Consider the following 15,649-nt stretch of genomic DNA (forward strand, 5'->3'; position numbering starts at 1 on the left):
CCCGGAAGTCCGGCGACGAAGCCGAACCCCGGGGCACCTGTACGACGCCTGCGGGACAGCCTCAGATGAGGCCGTCCTCGCGGCGGTTGATCTGCTCCACCAGCTCCGCCGCCATCGCCTTGATCGTCTCGAGACCGGCCCGCCCCCACGGCCGCACGTCCGTGTCGACGACACAGATGGTGCCGAGCGCCACACCCGTGCGGTCTATCAGCGGGGCACCCATGTACGAGCGGATGCCGATCTCGTCCACGACCGGGTTGCCCGCGAAGCGCGGGTAGTCGCAGACGTCCTCCAGGACGAGGGCCTTGCGGCGCACCACCACGTGCGGGCAGTAGCCGTGGTCGCGGGCCATGAAGCGGCCGACGCCGCCGCCCGCCGCGTTGGCGCCGAGGTCGGAGCCCGAGTGCGTACCGGCCGGGGTGTGCAGGCCCGCGAAGAACTGCCGGTTCTCGTCGATGAAGTTGACCATCGAGTACGGGGCGCCGGTCACCTCCGCGAGGCGGTGGGCGAACTCGTCGAACGCCGGGTCCGGCTGCTCGCCGAGGCCCAGTTCGCGCAGCCGGCGCACCCGGGCGGGCGCGTCCTTGTCGATCGGGGTCAGCAGCATGTGGCCGGTCGGGTCGTAGGTCATGTGGTGACTCCGTAGCTCGGCACGGCGGCCGGGATGGTGGTGAGCAGATGCTGGACGAGGGTCAGCAGGGTGCGGATTCCGGAGCTGGAGATCCGGGCGTCGCAGAGCACGACCGGCACGGTGGGCTTGAGGTCGAGGGCGGCCCGTACCTCGTCCGGTTCGTAGCGGAAGGCGCCGTCGAACTCGTTGACCGCCACCACGAAGGTGATGCCCCGCCGCTCGAAGAAGTCGACGGCGGAGAAGCACTCCTGGAGGCGGCGGGTGTCGGCGAGGACGACCGCTCCGAGGGCGCCCTCGGAGAGTTCGTCCCACATGAACCAGAAGCGCTCCTGGCCCGGGGTGCCGAACAGGTAGAGCACGTTGCGGTCGTCGAGCGTGATGCGGCCGAAGTCCATCGCGACCGTGGTCGTGGTCTTGGACTCCACGCCCTCCAGGCTGTCGGTGGCCGCGCTGACCGAGGTCAGCAGCTCTTCGGTGCTCAGCGGTTCGATCTCGCTGACCGCGCCCACGAAGGTGGTCTTGCCCACCCCGAACCCGCCCGCGACCAGGATCTTCAGCGCGGTGGGGAAGGGATCGGCCGCGAAGCCGCCGGGAGCGTCGGGACCACGGTCGTGGCGCTCAGAGCCGTTGTCGTAGGCCATCGAGCACTGCCTCCAGCAAGGAACGGTCGGTTGGATTGGCGTGGAAGCGGGGCGCTCGGGCGGTGAGCGCCCCGCAGTCCACGAGGTCGGAGAGCAGGACCTTGGTGACGACGGCCGGGAGCCTTAAGTGCGCCGCGATCTCCGCCACCGAGGTGGGTCCGCCGCACAGCCCGAGGGCCAGGCTGTGCTCGGGACCCATGTGCGGCTGCGGTGCCGTGCCGGTCGCCATCACCATCGAGAGCAGGTCGAGCGCGGCGGTGGGCTTGGTGCGCCCACCGCTGACGGTGTAGGGACGGATCAGCCGGCCCGCCGCGTCGTCGAGCCAGGGTCCTTCCTGGTGGGACCCGATCGTCACTGTCCCGCGCCGCCCACCATGCCCGCGGCCTGCCGGGCCGGGGTGACCAGATACGGCCGGACGCTCTTGACGAGCATGGCCATCTCGTAGCCGAGGACGGCGGCGTCGGCCTCGCGGCCGGCGAGGACCGCGAGACAGGTGCCGGAGCCGGCGGTGGACACGAACAGCAGCGTGGAGTCCAGCTCGACCACGACCTGGCGGACCTCGCCGCCGTCGCCGAACCGCGCGCCGGCGCTGCGGCCGAGCGAGTAGAGGCCGGAGGCCAGTGCGGCCATGTGGTCGGCCGCGTCGGGGTCGAGGCCGTGGACGGACTTGACCAGGCCGTCGGAGGAGAGCAGTACGGCGTTGCGGGTGTAGGGGACTCGCTGGACCAGGCCGCTCAGCAGCCAGTCGAGATCCGCGGAATGGCCGTTCGGCGCATTGCTCGCCATGGTGCATCTACTCCTTGTGCGCGTCACCGGGACGCAGCGATTCGCGGGGGGCGGGGGGCTGGGATTCTGCGAGGCCGATACCGCGCTGGAAGGCGGCCATCAGACCCGGGTCGTGCAGGGCGTGCTCCTCGGGCTTGCGGACCGCGGGCTCGTCGCGCAGCTGCGGGACGAGGTGTTCCTGGGCGCGCCGCTTGGGGAGGTCGGGCCTGCCGGGTGCTCCGGAGCGCGGGGCCGGGGGGACCTCGCCGGGGGCCGGGGCGGGATGAGCGGTGCCGGGCCGGCTGGGCTCGGCGGGGGTGGGGGTGGGCTGGGACGGTACCCCGGACAGGCCAGGTCCGCCGTACGGGGAGCCGGCGTGGGCCGTGAACGGGGCGGTGAGCGGAGCCGCGGCGGGGGCGCCGGCCGGCTGGGGGGCCGGCGGGTGCGCGGGGGTGCGCGGCTGGTTGTGCTGGGTGTGCGACGGGTTGTGCGAGGTGTGCGAATGAGCGTGGACCGGTGCCGGCGCGTGGCGCGGGGCCTGCGCCGGCGCGTGGCTCGGTGCAGGCGCCTGCGCCGGTACGGGGTTGGCCGCGGGGGCGGCCGGGGCGGCGGGCGCCTGGGGTGCGGGCTTCGCGGCCGGGGCGCCGGCGAGCGGGACGGCCTGGGGCTGGACGCCCTGCATCTGCGCGTGCACCTGCGCCTGGTCCTGGGCCTGGCCCTCGCGGCGGGCGAGGCCCTCCGGGTCGGCGCCGAGCAGGCCCTGCGGCAGGACTAGCACGGCCTGCACGCCGCCGTAGATGTTCGACTGGAGGCGTACGGCGATGCCGTGGCGCCGGGCGAGGGCGGAGACGACGAAGAGTCCGATGCGGCCGTCCTGGAGCAGGTGCGCCACGTTGACCTGGTCGGGGTCGGCGAGCAGCGCGTTCATCTTGTTCTGCTCGTCGACGGGCATGCCGAGGCCGCGGTCCTCGACCTCGATGGCGAGGCCGGCCGTGACGTACTGGGCGCGCAGCAGCACCGTGGTGTGCGGCGCGGAGAACAGCGTCGCGTTCTCGACGAGTTCGGCGAGGAGGTGGATGACGTCGGCCACGGCATGGCCCCGCAGCGTACCGTCGATCGGCGGCACCAGCTTGACGCGCGGGTACTGCTCGACCTCGGCGATGGAGGAGCGCAGCACCTCGGTCATGGTGACCGGGTTCGACCACTGGCGGCGGGAGATGGCGCCGCCGAGGACGGCGAGGTTCTCCGCGTGCCGGCGGATGCGGGTGGCGAGGTGGTCGACGTGGAAGAGGCCCTTGAGCAGCTCGGGGTCCTCGACCTCGTTCTCCAGCTCGTCGAGGAGCTGGATCTCGCGGTGGACGAGGGACTGGAGCCGGCGGGCGAGGTTCACGAACACCTCGACCTTCTGCTCGTTGCCGACGCTGCTGGACAGCTGCGACGCCTGCACCACCGAGGCCACGGCGGCCTCGTGAGAGCGGGTCAGCTCCTGCGCCAGCTTGTCGAACTCGTCGTGGGCGCCGCCGGAGGGCAGCGCGGGCCGGGGCGCGAGGCTCTCGCCCCTGCGCAACTGTTCGACGATCGTGCGCAGTTCGCTCTGGTCGCGGGCGGTGGTGCGGCGCAGGGCGGTGGCCCGGTCGAGCACCGCCTTGGCGGCCCGGTCGGCGCCGAGCGCGGCGGCGGTCACCGAGGCGACCGTGAGCGCGGCGGCGCCGGTGAGCGCGGCCCAGAGGCCGGGCGTCAGGTGGGCTCCGGTGGACCGGATCGTGAACAGCACGGCGGCGGCGCCGCCGAGGGCCACCGCGACCGCCGGGAGGACGGAGGTACGCAGGAGTTGGGGGCGTATGCGCGCCTCGGTCGGAAGCGGCGCGGACTGCTGAGCGGGGCCGGCGCCGGTCGTGCCGGCGGCGGCGCGGGCGCCTGACCGGCCGTGCCGCCCGCCCTCGCGGCGGTCGGACCGCGCGGCGGGTGCGCGAAGTTGAGACATGAGTGTCCTTGGTACGTGCCCAGGATTCGGCGTACTACGGGGGTGCACTTCGGGGGAGGTGTCGTACGTGGGTGTGATGAGCCTACCGATGATCACCGAGCAGTCACTGTAGTCGTCAACCGTTCGGGTGCGGTGCGCAGTTGGCAAACTTACCCGTAGACGGCGGGAGTCTGGTATCACCAACCCCTCGCCGGTCCGAGAATGATTGGCCGAAACTCGCCGCCCCGACCCGCCCGCCGGCCTTCGCGGAACCGGAGCGGAGCCTCCTCCTACCGCCCGCACGCCGCCTCAGGGAAGCGCCGTCCCTCCTGAGCGGAATCCCCTCGCGCGAGCGTGCGCGAGGGCGCGCACCGCACCCTCGCCGCACGCCGCCCGGCGCCTTCGCGCCGCCTGTCCCCCCACCGCTCCCGCGCGTACGCGCGCGCTCCTTCGCGTTCGTTACGGACGCGCGGCGGGGCGGAGATCGGCCTTGCCGAAGAGGAGCGCGTAGCCGGAGGGGAGCTGCCGGATGACGCGGTCGGTGAGGTCGGGGCCGGCCAGGCGGGAGACGGGGGCGAGGACCGCGCCGACATCCCAGCGGGTCGTGGCGAGGCCGCCGCCGGTGCGCTCGGCGAGGTCCTTGATGAACTCCCAGCCGGTGAGCGGGGTGACGGCGGGGACCTGGGCGGTGAGGACCAGGGCCGCTTCGAACGGAAGCCGGGCGGCGAGCTCGACGCGCTCGTCGCCGACGAGCTGGCGTCCCAGCGCCGCGAGCACGGAGCGGACCGCCTGCTCGGCGCGTTCGCGGGTCGGGTAGGCGCCCTCGTAACGGACGCGTTCGAGCAGGCCTGCGTAGGAGGGTCCGCCGTGGCCGTTCACGGACACGGTGGCGGTCGTGGTCTCGGTCTGCGGGGTCATGGCGGTCAGTCGCCGTTCTCTTCGGGCCCGGCGGTCGGGGCCGGGCGGAGCGAACAGGTGTCGACGGGACGGGCCGGGCTCACCTGGGCAGGTTCGGCCGGCCGAAGAGGAGGTCGTATCCGGGTGGGAGCTGGAGGAGCACCCGGCCGGTGAGTTCCTCGCCGGCCGCGTCGGCGACGACGCTGAGCACGGCGCTGACGTCCCAGGCCGCCGTCCGTTCGGTGGCTCCCTCGATCCAGGCGGCCGTCGCGCGTACGAAGCGTTCCGGCGAGAGTGGTTCGCGGGCCTGGAGCGGGTTGAGCAGGATGACGGCGAAGGTCTCCGGCAGGCGGGCGGCCAGCGCGGCCCGCACGTCGCCGACCAGGTGGGCGCCGAGGAGTGCGAGCACGACCCGGGAGGCGCGCTCGGCCTCGCGCTCTGTCCCGTAGTCTCCGCGTTCCCGCACCTGGTCGAGGAACGTCTGCCATCGCAGTCTCATGACGCGGCCCCTTCCTCCGGGGGGTGACGGCCGGGGCGGAGGGACGGCGGAGGGGGAGACGACCGCCCTCCGCGCCCGGCCCGCTGTGTCGGCTCAGCCGCTGATCTCCCTGCGGCTGCCGCCGTCGCTGATGGTGATCTTGCGGGGCTTCGCCCGCTCCGCGATCGGGATGCGCAGGGTGAGCACACCCGCCGTGTAGTCCGCCGAGATCTTCTCGGTGTCGAGGGTGTCGGCCAGCATCAGCTGGCGCGAGAAGACACCGAGAGGCCGCTCGGACAGTTCCATCTGGACGTCGTCGCCCTTCGCGACCGGCCGGCGCTCGGTCTTCACCGTCAGCATGTTCCGCTCGACGTCGATGTCGATCGCGTCGGGCGAGACACCCGGCAGATCCATCATGATCACGTACGCGTCGCCCTCGCGGTAGGCGTCCATCGGGACGGCGGCGGGACGTGACCACGTGCCGGTCGTGCCCAGCATCTGCTGGGTCAGGCGATCGAGTTCGCGGAACGGGTCGGTGCGCATCAACATCGTGAAACACCTCCATAGGTCCGGGCTTTGTTGCCAATGCGCTTCACCTGACACCGTTGTAACATGTCAACGGATGGACGACAACTGGTGTCGTCAACGGAATGACGACGCACCCGGAGTGTGATCCGTATGACCGAAGGCGACGACCCCGTCACCTTCCGCGCCGCCCTGGCGGCCCTCGCCGCGATCGACGAGACCGTCCGCGCGGCCCGGTCCGCCGACGTCCCGGCCGCGTCTCCGAGCGCCTCCTCCGAGGAGGCGCTCGCCGCGCTGCTGCTCCTGCGGGAGCTGCGCGAGCAGCTCGCGAGCTGGGAGCCGGGCCTGATCGAGGCCGCCCGCGACGCGGGCGCCAGCTGGGCCGAGCTCGCCGAGCCCCTCGGCGTGACCAGTCGGCAGGCCGCGGAGCGCCGCTATCTGCGGGTCCGCCCCGGCCGCCCGGGCGCCACCGGCGAGCAGCGCGTCCAGGCGACCCGGGACCGCCGCGCCGCCGACCGCACGGTCACCAGCTGGGCCCGCGACAACGCCGCCGAGCTGCGCCTGCTCGCCGCGCAGATCAGCTCCCTCGACAACGTCGCCGGCGCCCTGAGGCGCGACCTCAGCCGGGCACTGGCGGACATCGACCCGGCCGGCCTCCTGGAACCCCTCGCCCGCGCCCACACCGCCCACCCCCCGCTGCCCCCCGACCTGGCCGCGCGCGTCGACTCCCTGACCCGCCGCACCACCGACCTCCGCAACGAGAGCGACCAGCGCCGCGGCGGCACCGCACAGCCCTGACCGCACAGCCCGCGCCGCGCCGCCGCGCGGGGGCCGCGTGCCACAGGGTTCTTCAGGCCTCCCGATCCTGACCGGAGGACCATGGGGGCATGAGGGGCCTCCGGGCGCCGATATGGCCTAATGGAGGGCATGACTCTGGACGAGGGCCGGCGCGTGCGGCTGACGAGCGAGCTGAAGCTGCCCCTGGCCGGCGACTTCGGCGGGCCTTCCTTTCTCCTCGCGGCGGGCAACGAGGGCACCGTCGAGCGCGTCACCGAGCACCTCCGCGAGGAGACTCCCGAGGCGCGCGAATACCTCCGGCTCGCCTCCCTCCTCGACGCCTACGGCGCCCAGATGCCGCCCGCCAGCAGGCAGCAACTGCAGGAACAGGTGGGGGCGCTGGAGCCGGATTGGCGCGCGTACGAGCAGCGCCGCACCCGGGTGACCGTGCGCGTCCGTCTCGACAACGGCTTCCTCCTCGACGACGCGGACGAGGAGCTCTTCGCCCCGCTCACGCCCTGACCCGCAGCCGCTCTACGCCTCCGGCAGGCCGGGCCGCGGGGCGGCGGCCCCGGGCGGCTCCAGCTGGCGGCGCATGTCGAGCAGGTGGTGGCGCAGCTCGTGGAGGGTGTGCACGGCGAGCCAGCGCACGGAGCGTTCCGTCGGCTCGGGGTAGGTGTAGATCAGCGTGCGCTCCCAGTCGGCGGCCGGCAGGCGGTCGAGGGAGTGGGCGAACAGCAGGGCCGCGTCCCGGAGCTGGCGGGCGACGTCGGCCGGCCGCTGCTCCGCGTATCCGTCGTGCTCGACGCGCTCGTCACGCCCCATGGGCTCGGCGACCGGCGTGTCGTACCGTCGCGCGGCCAGCAGGCGTTCCCGTTGCACGAGCAGCACGTCGCGCATGTGGCAGGCGTACTCGAGAGGCGCCCACACCTCCGGCGCCGGCCGCCGCCGGAGCACCGCCGGCTCCGCCCGCAGGAGCTCGGCGTACGCGTCCGCGAGGCTTCTGGCGAGCGCTGGGACCGCGGGGCCCTGGGCGAGGTCGTAGACGAAGTCGCATTCCGAGCAAGCCGTCACACGCCGACGTTAGCAAGCGGGGGAAACCCCCGAGGACCTTTCTTTCGCTCCGTCGGCCCATCAGGGACGATTCCCGGATGGCGCAACGTGCCGAACTGCGCAGTAGTGGTGTCCACGTGGGCGTTTCTTCGACGCGTCACGAGCCAGTCACGTTGGACGCCCTGGCTGGGTGTCCACGAACGGAGCACCACCATGACCCCCGACCTCTTCGACAGCGATCCCGCGGACCGCGGCCCCCGGCCGTTCCCCCTCCGCGCACCGGCTCCGACCTCCCCGACCACCCCCGCCCCGCCGCCGATACCCCCGCACCCGCCGGAGCAGGCCGCGACGGCCCCGGTCGAGTCCGCCCCGACCGCCTCGGCCACACCGGCCGCACCGGTCGAGTCCGCCCCACCGGTCGAGTCCGCCCCGACCGCGCCCACGGACGGCGCACCGCTGTCGGTCTCGCCCCTGCCGGCGGCCCCGTCGACGGCGGCACCGGAGCCCGTACCGCCCGCGGCCCCGCCTCCGGGCACGCCCGAGGCTCCGGCCCCGGCGCCCGCGACGCCTCCGAAACCGTTCCCGGGAGCGGCTGCGGAACCGACCGCTGCGGAACCGACCGAAGAGCCGGCGGCAGAGCCGGAGTCAGCGTCGGAGTCGGCTCCCGAGGGGGCGACCCAGGACGAGGACGGCGAGGAAGCCATCCACACGCTGCTGTGGACGGCGGCCACCGAGCGTCCGGTGACCGAGGTCGCCGCGCTCGTCGCCCAGCTCAAGGAGTCCGGTGAGGTGTCCTCCCCCGCCGACGTGGCGCTGCGCGCCGCGGCGGTCTCCCGCCCCCTCGACGAGGTGCGGCAGCTGGTCGTGCTGCTCAACGAGTCGGGCTACGACCTGCACCAGGCCGAGACCACGCTGCGCGCCGCGGCGCTGGGCCGGCCGATCGAGGACATCGTCGCGCTCGTGAACATCATCGGTGCCGACGGCAGCAGTTGGCGCGCCACCGGCACTGGGACCGGCGCAGGCACCGGCTCGGCCGCGGGCGCTGAGGCGGATGCCCCGGCGCGGGCGGCCGCCGGACCCGCCGGAGCCGAGCCGCCGGCGTCGCCGTCGGACGGCAAACCGGCACCTGGCACCGCCACGCCCACGAGGAGGGCGCGCAAGGCCCTGCTGTCGGCCAGATCGCCGCTGGACCACGCGCTGGCGGCGGGTCCGGGCAGCCACACCACGTCCCCCGCGCTGCGGTCGGCATTGCGCTGGCCGGCGGCGGCCGCGCTGTTCGCCTGCGGCCTGATCCATCTGCCGACCGACCTGGCCGGACTGCGCTCCGGCGGCACCGCGGCGATGGTGTCGGTCGTGGTCACCGCGTGCTGTCTGCTCGCCGCGTTGTGGGTGGCCGTACGGGACAGCGTGACCGCGTGGGCCGCGGCGGCGGCGGTCGCCGTCGGGATCGTCGGGCTCCACGCGCTGGCCGGCGTGCGCGCCGTCGACCTCCTCGCGAGCAGTCTCGGTTCCCGGTTCGCCTGGGCGCAGGCCCTGGCGGTGCTGAGTTCCGCGGCGGTGATCGCCCTGGCCGCCACGGCCCTGCTCCGTCATACGAGGACGACCGGCGCGGCCGACGGCACCTGACGGCCTCCCGGCCCGGACGCCCGGAGGCACCGGTCCCCTCGGGACCGGTGCCTCGCCGCACCCCGGCCCGCCCCGGCCGTACCTCGGCCCGCCCCGGCCGTACCTCGGCCCGCCCCGGCCCGCCCCCTCCGTCGTGCCTGGGCGGGCTGGGCGGGAGAATGCGGACCGTGAGGATCAGCGCGCGGGAACTCAACAGGGCCACTCTGCACCGTCAACTGCTCCTTGAGCGGGCCCCGTTGGGGGTCGCCGAGGGCGTGCGGCGGGTGGTCGCGTTGCAGGCGCAGCACGCCGGCTCGGCGTACGTGGCGTTGTGGAACCGGCTGGCCGGGTTCGATCCGGCGGCGGTGGACGCCGCGTTCGGGCGGCGCGAGGTGGTCAAGGCGACGCTGATGCGGATCACGCTGCACGCCGTGCACGCCCAGGACTACCGGGTGTTCCGGGAGGCGGTGCAACCGACGCTGTACGCGTCGCGGCTCGGCTCCCGGACCGGGTTGCCGCCCGCCGAGGTGCAGGACCTCGTGCCGGGGCTGCTCGCGTTCGCCGAGGTGCCGCGGGGCACCGCGGAGATCAAGGAATGGCTCGCGGAGCGGGTGGGCGAGGCGGCCCGGGACGGGGCCTGGTGGGGGCTGCGCGGGTACGCGCCGCTGCACCACCATCCGACCGGCGGGCCCTGGTCGTTCGGGGAGCGCCCGTCGTACGTGACGGCCGGGGGCGATCCATTGGCGGCGGGGCGCGAGGGGGCGCCGGGGGCGCTCCGGCAACTCGTCGTGCGGTATCTGGAGGGTTTCGGGCCGGCGTCGGTGGCGGACGTGGCGCAGTTCGCGATGGTGCGGCGGGGTCCGCTCCGGGAGGCGTTGCGGGAGCTGGACGATGCGGTGGTGCGGCTCGAAGGGCCGGACGGCGGCGAGCTGTTCGACCTGCCGGGGGCCGGGCGGCCGGCCGGGGACACGCCCGCGCCGCCGCGGCTGCTCGGCATGTGGGACAGCGTCCTGCTCGCGTACGCGGACCGGGGCCGGGTGGTACCGCCGGAGTACCGGCGGGCGGTGATCCGGGTCAACGGTGACGTGCTGCCGACGCTGCTGGTCGACGGATGGGTCGCGGGAGTGTGGCGGCCCGTCGAGGGCGGGATCGAGGCGACGGCCTTCCACGACCTGCCGGAGCCGGTGTGGGACGCGCTGGCGGAGGAGTCCCGGGCGCTGTACGCCCTGCTGGCGGCGCGCGATCCGCGGCTCTACCACCGCTACGCCCACTGGTGGCCCAAGCTGCCGGCGGGGCACCGGCGGATGCTGCCCGGTTGAGCCCCTTCGACCCGGGCACGTGGTTCCCTGGTCGTCCGGAACCACGAGTCCACGTCGTCCAAGTCGTCCAGCTCGTCCAGGTCTGAGGAGCAGCCCATGACCAACGTCCCTGTCCCGTTCCAGGTGTACGTGGCGGGCACCTACCTGCACGGTACGAAGGCCGATCTCGCGCCGGGCGACCTGCTGACCCCCGGCCGCTCGTCCAACTACGAGGAGGGACGCACCTCCCGCCACGTGTACGTGTCCGAGACCCTGGACGCCGCCGTGTGGGGGGCCGAACTGGCGGCCGGCGAGGGCCCGGGGCGGGTCTACGTGGTCGAGCCGACCGGTGAGCTGGAGGACGATCCGAACGTCACCGACCGCAAGTTTCCGGGCAACCCGACCCGCTCCTACCGCACCCGTGAGCCGGTCCGGGTCGTGTCGGAGCTGACGGACTGGGCCGGGCACTCGCCCGAACAGATCGAGGCCATGCGGAACGGCCTGGACGACCTCCGTCGGCGCGGGATCGCCACGATCCTGGACTGACCGGCGGCAGATCCGCCAGGAACGTGGCGAGCGCCTCGTGCGGTGAGCGAGGTGGACGGGTGCCGAAGCCGTGGAGGTCGAGGTACAGCTGTCCGTCGGGGAAGCGATCGCGCAGCGGGTGCGCGGCGTGGACGGCCAGTGCGCTCTTGCCCACGCCGCCCACGCCGGCGACGGTCACCGCGTGCGGGCGGCCCGGGTGGGTGTCGTCCGTCAGGGCCTCGCAGAGCCGGTGCAGCTCCAGCCTGGTGCCGGGCGTAAGCGCATGCCTGTATGCCGACCTCCGACGCACTGCCGCCGCACCGTAGTCCGCAGGATCGCCAACTCGGTACCGCCGAACTGGCACGACGGGCCAGGCGAGGATGGGAGAGACGTGGAGTGCAGGCTGGCGGACGAGCGTGAGCATTGGCAGCAGCTCCGGCCGGAGCGCCTCCCTGCAGGTCCAGGTGTGACATGTGAACGTCCGGCCACCAGCCCGGCAGCGGCCCATATTCCGTGTGGTTCTCGGACATATGTTGCTCCATCGAGCGCCAGAACCCCGGCCGCACGCCGCGTTGGCTTCTCGCGAACGACGCGATCGTTGCCGCCCAACGCAGGGAACGCGCCCGCATCCGCAGCGAGAAGGGCATCCGTTGGGGCAGACGCCCCCTCAACGCCGCAGCCTGGCCGGCCTCGAACCGCAGCCCCGGAGTGTCGAAAGGGACAAGTTCACGAGAAGAACAGCGACCGAGGGACGACTCAGGAGGGGAACGGCTCGATCTCCCCCGCGAAGACGATGACCTGGTCGATGAGGCTCCGCCGCAGATGTACGACGTCCGTTCCCGCCAGGCGGGGGCCTCCATCCGGCGTGGTGAAGACCCACTGGTACCGGGCCCACTCGTCAGGCATGTCCACCGCTGAGCAGCGCACCATCGTGCCGGTCCCCGCCGGGTGGCGCCGGATGTCCAGCACGAACCGCTCGACCGCCGCGATTCCCTCGCTGCGACCCAACGGCCCCCAGAAGACCACGTCTGAGGTCAGCGCCTGGGAGAGCAGGGCAGTCACATAGCTGTCGTCCGAGGCGTTGAACGCGGAGATGAACGTGTCGATCGCGGCGCGTGCCGTCTCTTCCTGCATGCCCCAGTAATACCAGCCGTTGCGCGTGCGCTCGTCCCGCGAGCCGCCTTCCGATCACGGTGGACCATCCCGGTCACGGCACTTGGATGACGGCGCCCCGACTGGAACCCCACGCCACCGGAGCTTCCGATGCCGACCTCGACGTGGCGCTCGCAACGGCGGCGCGGGAGCCGCCGTTGCGACAGCCGTCGCGGTCAGTACCAGCGGTCCCTTGGAGGCAGCGGTGCCCCAGGCTACGTCCGCGCAACACTGCCCCTGGATCTTCCGCCGACCCCGCAGTGGGGCCGGACTGGCAATGGAAGACGCCGATCCGGGCGCCCCTGACCGACACCGCGGCGTGACTCACCCTGCCGACCCCGGAACGCCGGCGTTTACCTCGTCACGTGAGGTATTGGCCGAGTGTTTCACCTGCCCAGTGCGAGGAGACGCACCGGTTCGTTGAGATACTCAAGGGCTTGCTCGAAGTCTTCGAGACCGTCGGGATTGTCTCTCGTGAAGTCGTTGAGTTCCGAGAAAAGCGCGGTGAAGGCTTGCCACACTGCGGCATAGCGAGAGCAGATAGGATCGGTGGTGAGGTCGGAGAGAGCGGTAAACCCGGAGGAGGCGCAGGCCTCGATTTTCCGACGCAGCTCGTTGCTGCGGCTGATCGGTGACGATCGCGCTTCTTCTTTCACGAGGACGTGAAGACGATGAAGTTCCGTGTCCAGGTGATGTGGAAAATCCCACAGCTTGTCACGGGTGTTGGCCGGTTCGGTCCACGCGTTGTCCGATTGATCCATATGAGAAGCGAGCAGTTCGTCGAACTCAGGGAGGGCTGCTGGTAGTTCGATACGCGATTGGAGTGCGGCGTCAGCGGCGTTCTGGACTTCCTCGAGGAGCTTCCTGCGGTTGAACCAGGTTCGCGCCTCGGCCGCCGAGACGGTGTCCACACGGTTCCACACTTGCAGTTCCTTGGCGAGCCACTCGCGGACCGTGTACAAGTTGGCGGGAGCCTGCATGCTTCTGCGGTGCCAGACACGCTCCATCACCGTGCCGATCTTCTCAAGGAGTTCACGGTCATAGGCCGCCATCTCGATATCGGTCGGTGCGGGCTGGGCCTTCCGGTCTTCCCCTGCGGCCTCTTCCTCATAGCTGGGGAGGTCGGGTAGCGGGTGCGGGAAGACTTCCCGGCCGAAGCGAACAAAGCTGTTCGTCTTCCGTAGCTCGGTCAGGTCCGGGTCATCGAACAGAAGCCACGTCCGCCGGATGGTCGTGTACCCGCTCTCCGCTCTACGTATGGCCTCCTTCAACTCGTGGCAGGCCTCGTCTGCGAGATCCTGCCGGTATTCCCTACTGCAGGTTCTCATTGCCACCGCGTAGGCGCAGGCTGCGTTGTAGCAGCCCTGCCATTCCTTGAAGCCGTAGCGCTTCGCCCTGCGCACGGTCTTCTTCAGGGCATTTGCATCGCCCGGTTTCTGGACCCATTCGCGTACCCGAGCGGCGGCTTTGTAGACGCCGTTGCGCCAGCGCAGGGCTGCCCGAGGAGGCAACATTTCGACCTGCACAGGCGCCGCCTGGCTCAGTCGCAGTGGTGCCCACACATCCCGGCTGATCCGCAGCGCGGAGCGGGTGAGAGACGTCTCGTCGTGGCGGAAGCGTCGGAAGATCCGTCCGATCGGGTAGTCCTCGGTCAGTCGGCACAACTCCAAGGCGCTTGCACGCTGGAAGATCAGCTCAACCGTCTTCCTCTGATTCTCGTCGGCAACCTCGGTGATCTTGAGTGTCTCGTCGAGCCAGGTCTTCACCTCGTCATCGGACCCGTCGGGGCGCATGTCTGTCACGGCACGCCAGTACCGCTCGACCAGCGCTGGCCTGAGGGTCTCTCGGATCCGCTGACGGGCCAAGGTACGCGCCTGCGAGGGGGTTTCGGTCTTGCACCACTGTTTGGCGGTCAGCTCCGACGTGCCGAGGACGACGGCAAAGCGGTAGCGGGCCTGCAGTGCTCCGGGCTGGCCCCACAGGAACCACTGATAGAGGATCCGGCGCCAGTTCCACGGCCCCGCCCAAAGCCGCGCGATGTCCTTCCTGCTGCCCTGCCGGCCGATTGCAAGAGCTCCGTGATAAGTCTCCAGCGCATCGAGGTACAGGCCCAGTTTCTCCTGAGTGGCGCCGATCTGGTTCCGTATCTGCACATTGGCCGGGTCGATGTGCACTGCTCGGTAGTAGCTCTCCAACGCGCCGTCGAAATCGCGCTTCTTACTGAGTTCGCGCGCCTGCTGGTAAGCGGCGAACAACTCGCGCGGAAGGTCGCGGCCGCGCCAGTCGCGCCACGGCGCTCTTCGGCCAGCCCGGGTCACCGGCAGTAGTGCAGAAACCACCCAGTAGCCGGCCGTTCGGGTCGCCCGCTCCCAGCTCGTGTCCCAGAAGGTCTCGGACCGACTGCCCCGGATCGCGTATGAGGTGAGGGTCACAGTGAGTCCGAAGCCGGGACTCTCGTCGCGAGCGGCCAGCACACCGCCGACCCGATAGGCGATCCGGGGCCGGATACGGCTGCTCAGTCTCAGCAGGCTCGTCGGCAGGCTCGCGGGTTCGAGACTGACGTCACCGAGGAGATCCAGGAAGTTGTCGGCCGGGGTCTCGGCAGGAAGATTGGTCGGTGCGTACAGTTCGGTCTTCGACAGCTGCATCCGGAACTGGGCAGTGAGATCCTCGACTTGAGGGCTCGGCTCCTTTTCCGGCGTACCGTTGACCAGGGTCTGAACGTCGACCGGACCTGGCTTGTACGCATTGCGCACGAACATCGCCCGGCGCCATACCCATAGAACCAGAACGAACCCGATCAGCCAAGCGCACCGGATCCCCCATAGTTCAATGCTGTTGTCACCGGCCACCAGCCGCCCGAGCCCGCCCACTCCCTGCGCGAAGAACCACGACAGCCACTGGCCCAACTTTGGCAATCCATTCGAGGTTGTCCAGGCGTTGTGGCCGTTCCCGATCCACCACAGCGATGCGAGCAGGCCCGTGGCCAGCACGAGAGTCGAGACGTACCAGCCCGCTCGGTGCGGGTAGGGGAGGGACGAGCGATCCGCTCTGCTCAGCCATCCGCGACGGATGGGGAACATACCCGATCTCCCTCCGCTTCCTGCGGATCCCGGATAACTCCACCCTCTCACTCCTTCGCCGCCGTGTCAGAACCTGACGGCTCGTGGGGCTACGCGTCCTGGAGGACCAGGTGCAGGTCCTGGCCCAGGCCGTCAGAGCATTGACCGAAGGGCTGAAGGACATCCCTTCGCAGGGCACCAAGAGGGAGATGCAGTCGTCTCACGGCGGCCGGCTGTCGCACGAACTGCTGCTGTCCCAGGGACCATACTGGCCCGA

At 71.6% G+C, this 15,649-nt stretch carries 16 protein-coding genes and 1 pseudogene; 6 read left to right on the forward strand and 11 right to left on the reverse strand.

Annotated features, from left to right (window positions below; genetic code table 11):
• Nucleotides 1–61 precede the first annotated feature (61 nt).
• From ACWEV0_RS13040 to ACWEV0_RS13075, 8 genes are all read right to left on the reverse strand, one after another.
• A complete protein-coding gene (locus ACWEV0_RS13040) occupies nt 62–631 on the reverse strand; it encodes a GAF domain-containing protein (RefSeq protein ID WP_403789765.1) in 570 nt (189 codons plus the stop codon).
• Nucleotides 628–1,272, reverse strand: coding sequence for a GTP-binding protein (locus tag ACWEV0_RS13045; RefSeq protein WP_453149104.1), 645 nt, complete (start codon nt 1,270–1,272; stop codon nt 628–630). The genes ACWEV0_RS13040 and ACWEV0_RS13045 overlap by 4 nt, the downstream gene beginning before the upstream one ends.
• The gene (locus ACWEV0_RS13050; protein ID WP_389210360.1) at nt 1,250–1,621 is read right to left on the reverse strand and encodes a DUF742 domain-containing protein; all 372 of its coding nucleotides are present in this window, start codon (nt 1,619–1,621) and stop codon (nt 1,250–1,252) included. Before ACWEV0_RS13050 ends, ACWEV0_RS13045 begins: the two co-directional genes overlap by 23 nt.
• A gap of 2 nt (nt 1,622–1,623) precedes the next feature.
• The gene (locus ACWEV0_RS13055; RefSeq protein ID WP_403789762.1) at nt 1,624–2,058 is read right to left on the reverse strand and encodes a roadblock/LC7 domain-containing protein; all 435 of its coding nucleotides are present in this window, start codon (nt 2,056–2,058) and stop codon (nt 1,624–1,626) included.
• A gap of 7 nt (nt 2,059–2,065) precedes the next feature.
• The gene (locus tag ACWEV0_RS13060; RefSeq protein WP_453149105.1) at nt 2,066–4,021 is read right to left on the reverse strand and encodes an ATP-binding protein; all 1,956 of its coding nucleotides are present in this window, start codon (nt 4,019–4,021) and stop codon (nt 2,066–2,068) included.
• Between the two features lie 438 nt (nt 4,022–4,459).
• Nucleotides 4,460–4,918 (reverse strand): DUF2267 domain-containing protein, encoded by a 459-nt coding sequence (locus ACWEV0_RS13065; protein ID WP_453149107.1) that lies wholly within the window; start codon nt 4,916–4,918, stop codon nt 4,460–4,462.
• 79 nt (nt 4,919–4,997) lie between these two features.
• Nucleotides 4,998–5,396, reverse strand: coding sequence for a DUF2267 domain-containing protein (locus ACWEV0_RS13070; RefSeq protein ID WP_453149108.1), 399 nt, complete (start codon nt 5,394–5,396; stop codon nt 4,998–5,000).
• 93 nt (nt 5,397–5,489) lie between these two features.
• Nucleotides 5,490–5,924: an Hsp20/alpha crystallin family protein gene (locus ACWEV0_RS13075; protein WP_453149110.1), complete on the reverse strand. Its 435-nt coding sequence runs from the start codon at nt 5,922–5,924 to the stop codon at nt 5,490–5,492.
• 129 nt (nt 5,925–6,053) lie between these two features.
• Between ACWEV0_RS13075 and ACWEV0_RS13080 the strand changes: the two genes are divergently transcribed.
• Together ACWEV0_RS13080 and ACWEV0_RS13085 are read left to right on the forward strand one after the other, a co-directional pair.
• Complete coding sequence (locus ACWEV0_RS13080; protein WP_453149112.1) at nt 6,054–6,698, forward strand: type III effector protein; 645 nt, start codon at nt 6,054–6,056, stop codon at nt 6,696–6,698.
• 129 nt (nt 6,699–6,827) lie between these two features.
• On the forward strand, nt 6,828–7,199 hold the full coding sequence (locus tag ACWEV0_RS13085) for a hypothetical protein (protein WP_453149114.1): 372 nt from the start codon (nt 6,828–6,830) through the stop codon (nt 7,197–7,199).
• 12 nt (nt 7,200–7,211) lie between these two features.
• Here ACWEV0_RS13085 and ACWEV0_RS13090 read toward each other — a convergent pair whose 3' ends face one another.
• On the reverse strand, nt 7,212–7,751 hold the full coding sequence (locus ACWEV0_RS13090; RefSeq protein ID WP_453149116.1) for a DinB family protein: 540 nt from the start codon (nt 7,749–7,751) through the stop codon (nt 7,212–7,214).
• 192 nt (nt 7,752–7,943) lie between these two features.
• Between ACWEV0_RS13090 and ACWEV0_RS13095 the strand changes: the two genes are divergently transcribed.
• From ACWEV0_RS13095 to ACWEV0_RS13110, 4 genes and pseudogenes are all read left to right on the forward strand, one after another.
• Complete coding sequence (locus ACWEV0_RS13095) at nt 7,944–9,356, forward strand: hypothetical protein (protein WP_453149118.1); 1,413 nt, start codon at nt 7,944–7,946, stop codon at nt 9,354–9,356.
• Between the two features lie 158 nt (nt 9,357–9,514).
• Nucleotides 9,515–10,654, forward strand: coding sequence for a winged helix DNA-binding domain-containing protein (locus tag ACWEV0_RS13100; protein ID WP_453149120.1), 1,140 nt, complete (start codon nt 9,515–9,517; stop codon nt 10,652–10,654).
• A 96-nt stretch (nt 10,655–10,750) separates the two neighbouring features.
• Nucleotides 10,751–11,179, forward strand: a complete 429-nt coding sequence (gene arr, locus ACWEV0_RS13105; protein WP_453149122.1) for an NAD(+)--rifampin ADP-ribosyltransferase — start codon at nt 10,751–10,753, stop codon at nt 11,177–11,179.
• Nucleotides 11,180–11,752: 573 nt separating this feature from the next.
• Nucleotides 11,753–11,821, forward strand: a pseudogene (locus ACWEV0_RS13110) (integrase); the annotation flags it as partial.
• 93 nt (nt 11,822–11,914) lie between these two features.
• Here ACWEV0_RS13110 and ACWEV0_RS13115 read toward each other — a convergent pair.
• Complete coding sequence (locus ACWEV0_RS13115; RefSeq protein WP_453149124.1) at nt 11,915–12,292, reverse strand: nuclear transport factor 2 family protein; 378 nt, start codon at nt 12,290–12,292, stop codon at nt 11,915–11,917.
• A gap of 404 nt (nt 12,293–12,696) precedes the next feature.
• On the reverse strand, nt 12,697–15,393 hold the full coding sequence (locus ACWEV0_RS13120; protein ID WP_453149126.1) for a tetratricopeptide repeat protein: 2,697 nt from the start codon (nt 15,391–15,393) through the stop codon (nt 12,697–12,699).
• Nucleotides 15,394–15,649: the final 256 nt, after the last annotated feature.

It is taken from the genome of Streptomyces sp. NPDC003943 (assembly GCF_053605265.1).

Excerpts from the sequence above, each read along its gene's own strand:
- ACWEV0_RS13040 (WP_403789765.1), bottom strand. The coding sequence starts at position 631 with ATGACCTACGACCCGACCGGCCACATGCTGCTGACCCCGATCGACAAG.
- ACWEV0_RS13045 (WP_453149104.1), bottom strand. The coding sequence starts at position 1,272 with ATGGCCTACGACAACGGCTCTGAGCGCCACGACCGTGGTCCCGACGCT.
- ACWEV0_RS13055 (WP_403789762.1), bottom strand. The coding sequence starts at position 2,058 with ATGGCGAGCAATGCGCCGAACGGCCATTCCGCGGATCTCGACTGGCTG.
- ACWEV0_RS13060 (WP_453149105.1), bottom strand. The coding sequence starts at position 4,021 with ATGTCTCAACTTCGCGCACCCGCCGCGCGGTCCGACCGCCGCGAGGGC.
- ACWEV0_RS13065 (WP_453149107.1), bottom strand. The coding sequence starts at position 4,918 with ATGACCCCGCAGACCGAGACCACGACCGCCACCGTGTCCGTGAACGGC.
- ACWEV0_RS13070 (WP_453149108.1), bottom strand. The coding sequence starts at position 5,396 with ATGAGACTGCGATGGCAGACGTTCCTCGACCAGGTGCGGGAACGCGGA.
- ACWEV0_RS13075 (WP_453149110.1), bottom strand. The coding sequence starts at position 5,924 with ATGTTGATGCGCACCGACCCGTTCCGCGAACTCGATCGCCTGACCCAG.
- ACWEV0_RS13080 (WP_453149112.1), top strand. The coding sequence starts at position 6,054 with ATGACCGAAGGCGACGACCCCGTCACCTTCCGCGCCGCCCTGGCGGCC.
- ACWEV0_RS13085 (WP_453149114.1), top strand. The coding sequence starts at position 6,828 with ATGACTCTGGACGAGGGCCGGCGCGTGCGGCTGACGAGCGAGCTGAAG.
- ACWEV0_RS13095 (WP_453149118.1), top strand. The coding sequence starts at position 7,944 with ATGACCCCCGACCTCTTCGACAGCGATCCCGCGGACCGCGGCCCCCGG.
- ACWEV0_RS13100 (WP_453149120.1), top strand. The coding sequence starts at position 9,515 with ATGCGGACCGTGAGGATCAGCGCGCGGGAACTCAACAGGGCCACTCTG.
- arr (WP_453149122.1), top strand. The coding sequence starts at position 10,751 with ATGACCAACGTCCCTGTCCCGTTCCAGGTGTACGTGGCGGGCACCTAC.
- ACWEV0_RS13115 (WP_453149124.1), bottom strand. The coding sequence starts at position 12,292 with ATGCAGGAAGAGACGGCACGCGCCGCGATCGACACGTTCATCTCCGCG.
- ACWEV0_RS13120 (WP_453149126.1), bottom strand. The coding sequence starts at position 15,393 with ATGTTCCCCATCCGTCGCGGATGGCTGAGCAGAGCGGATCGCTCGTCC.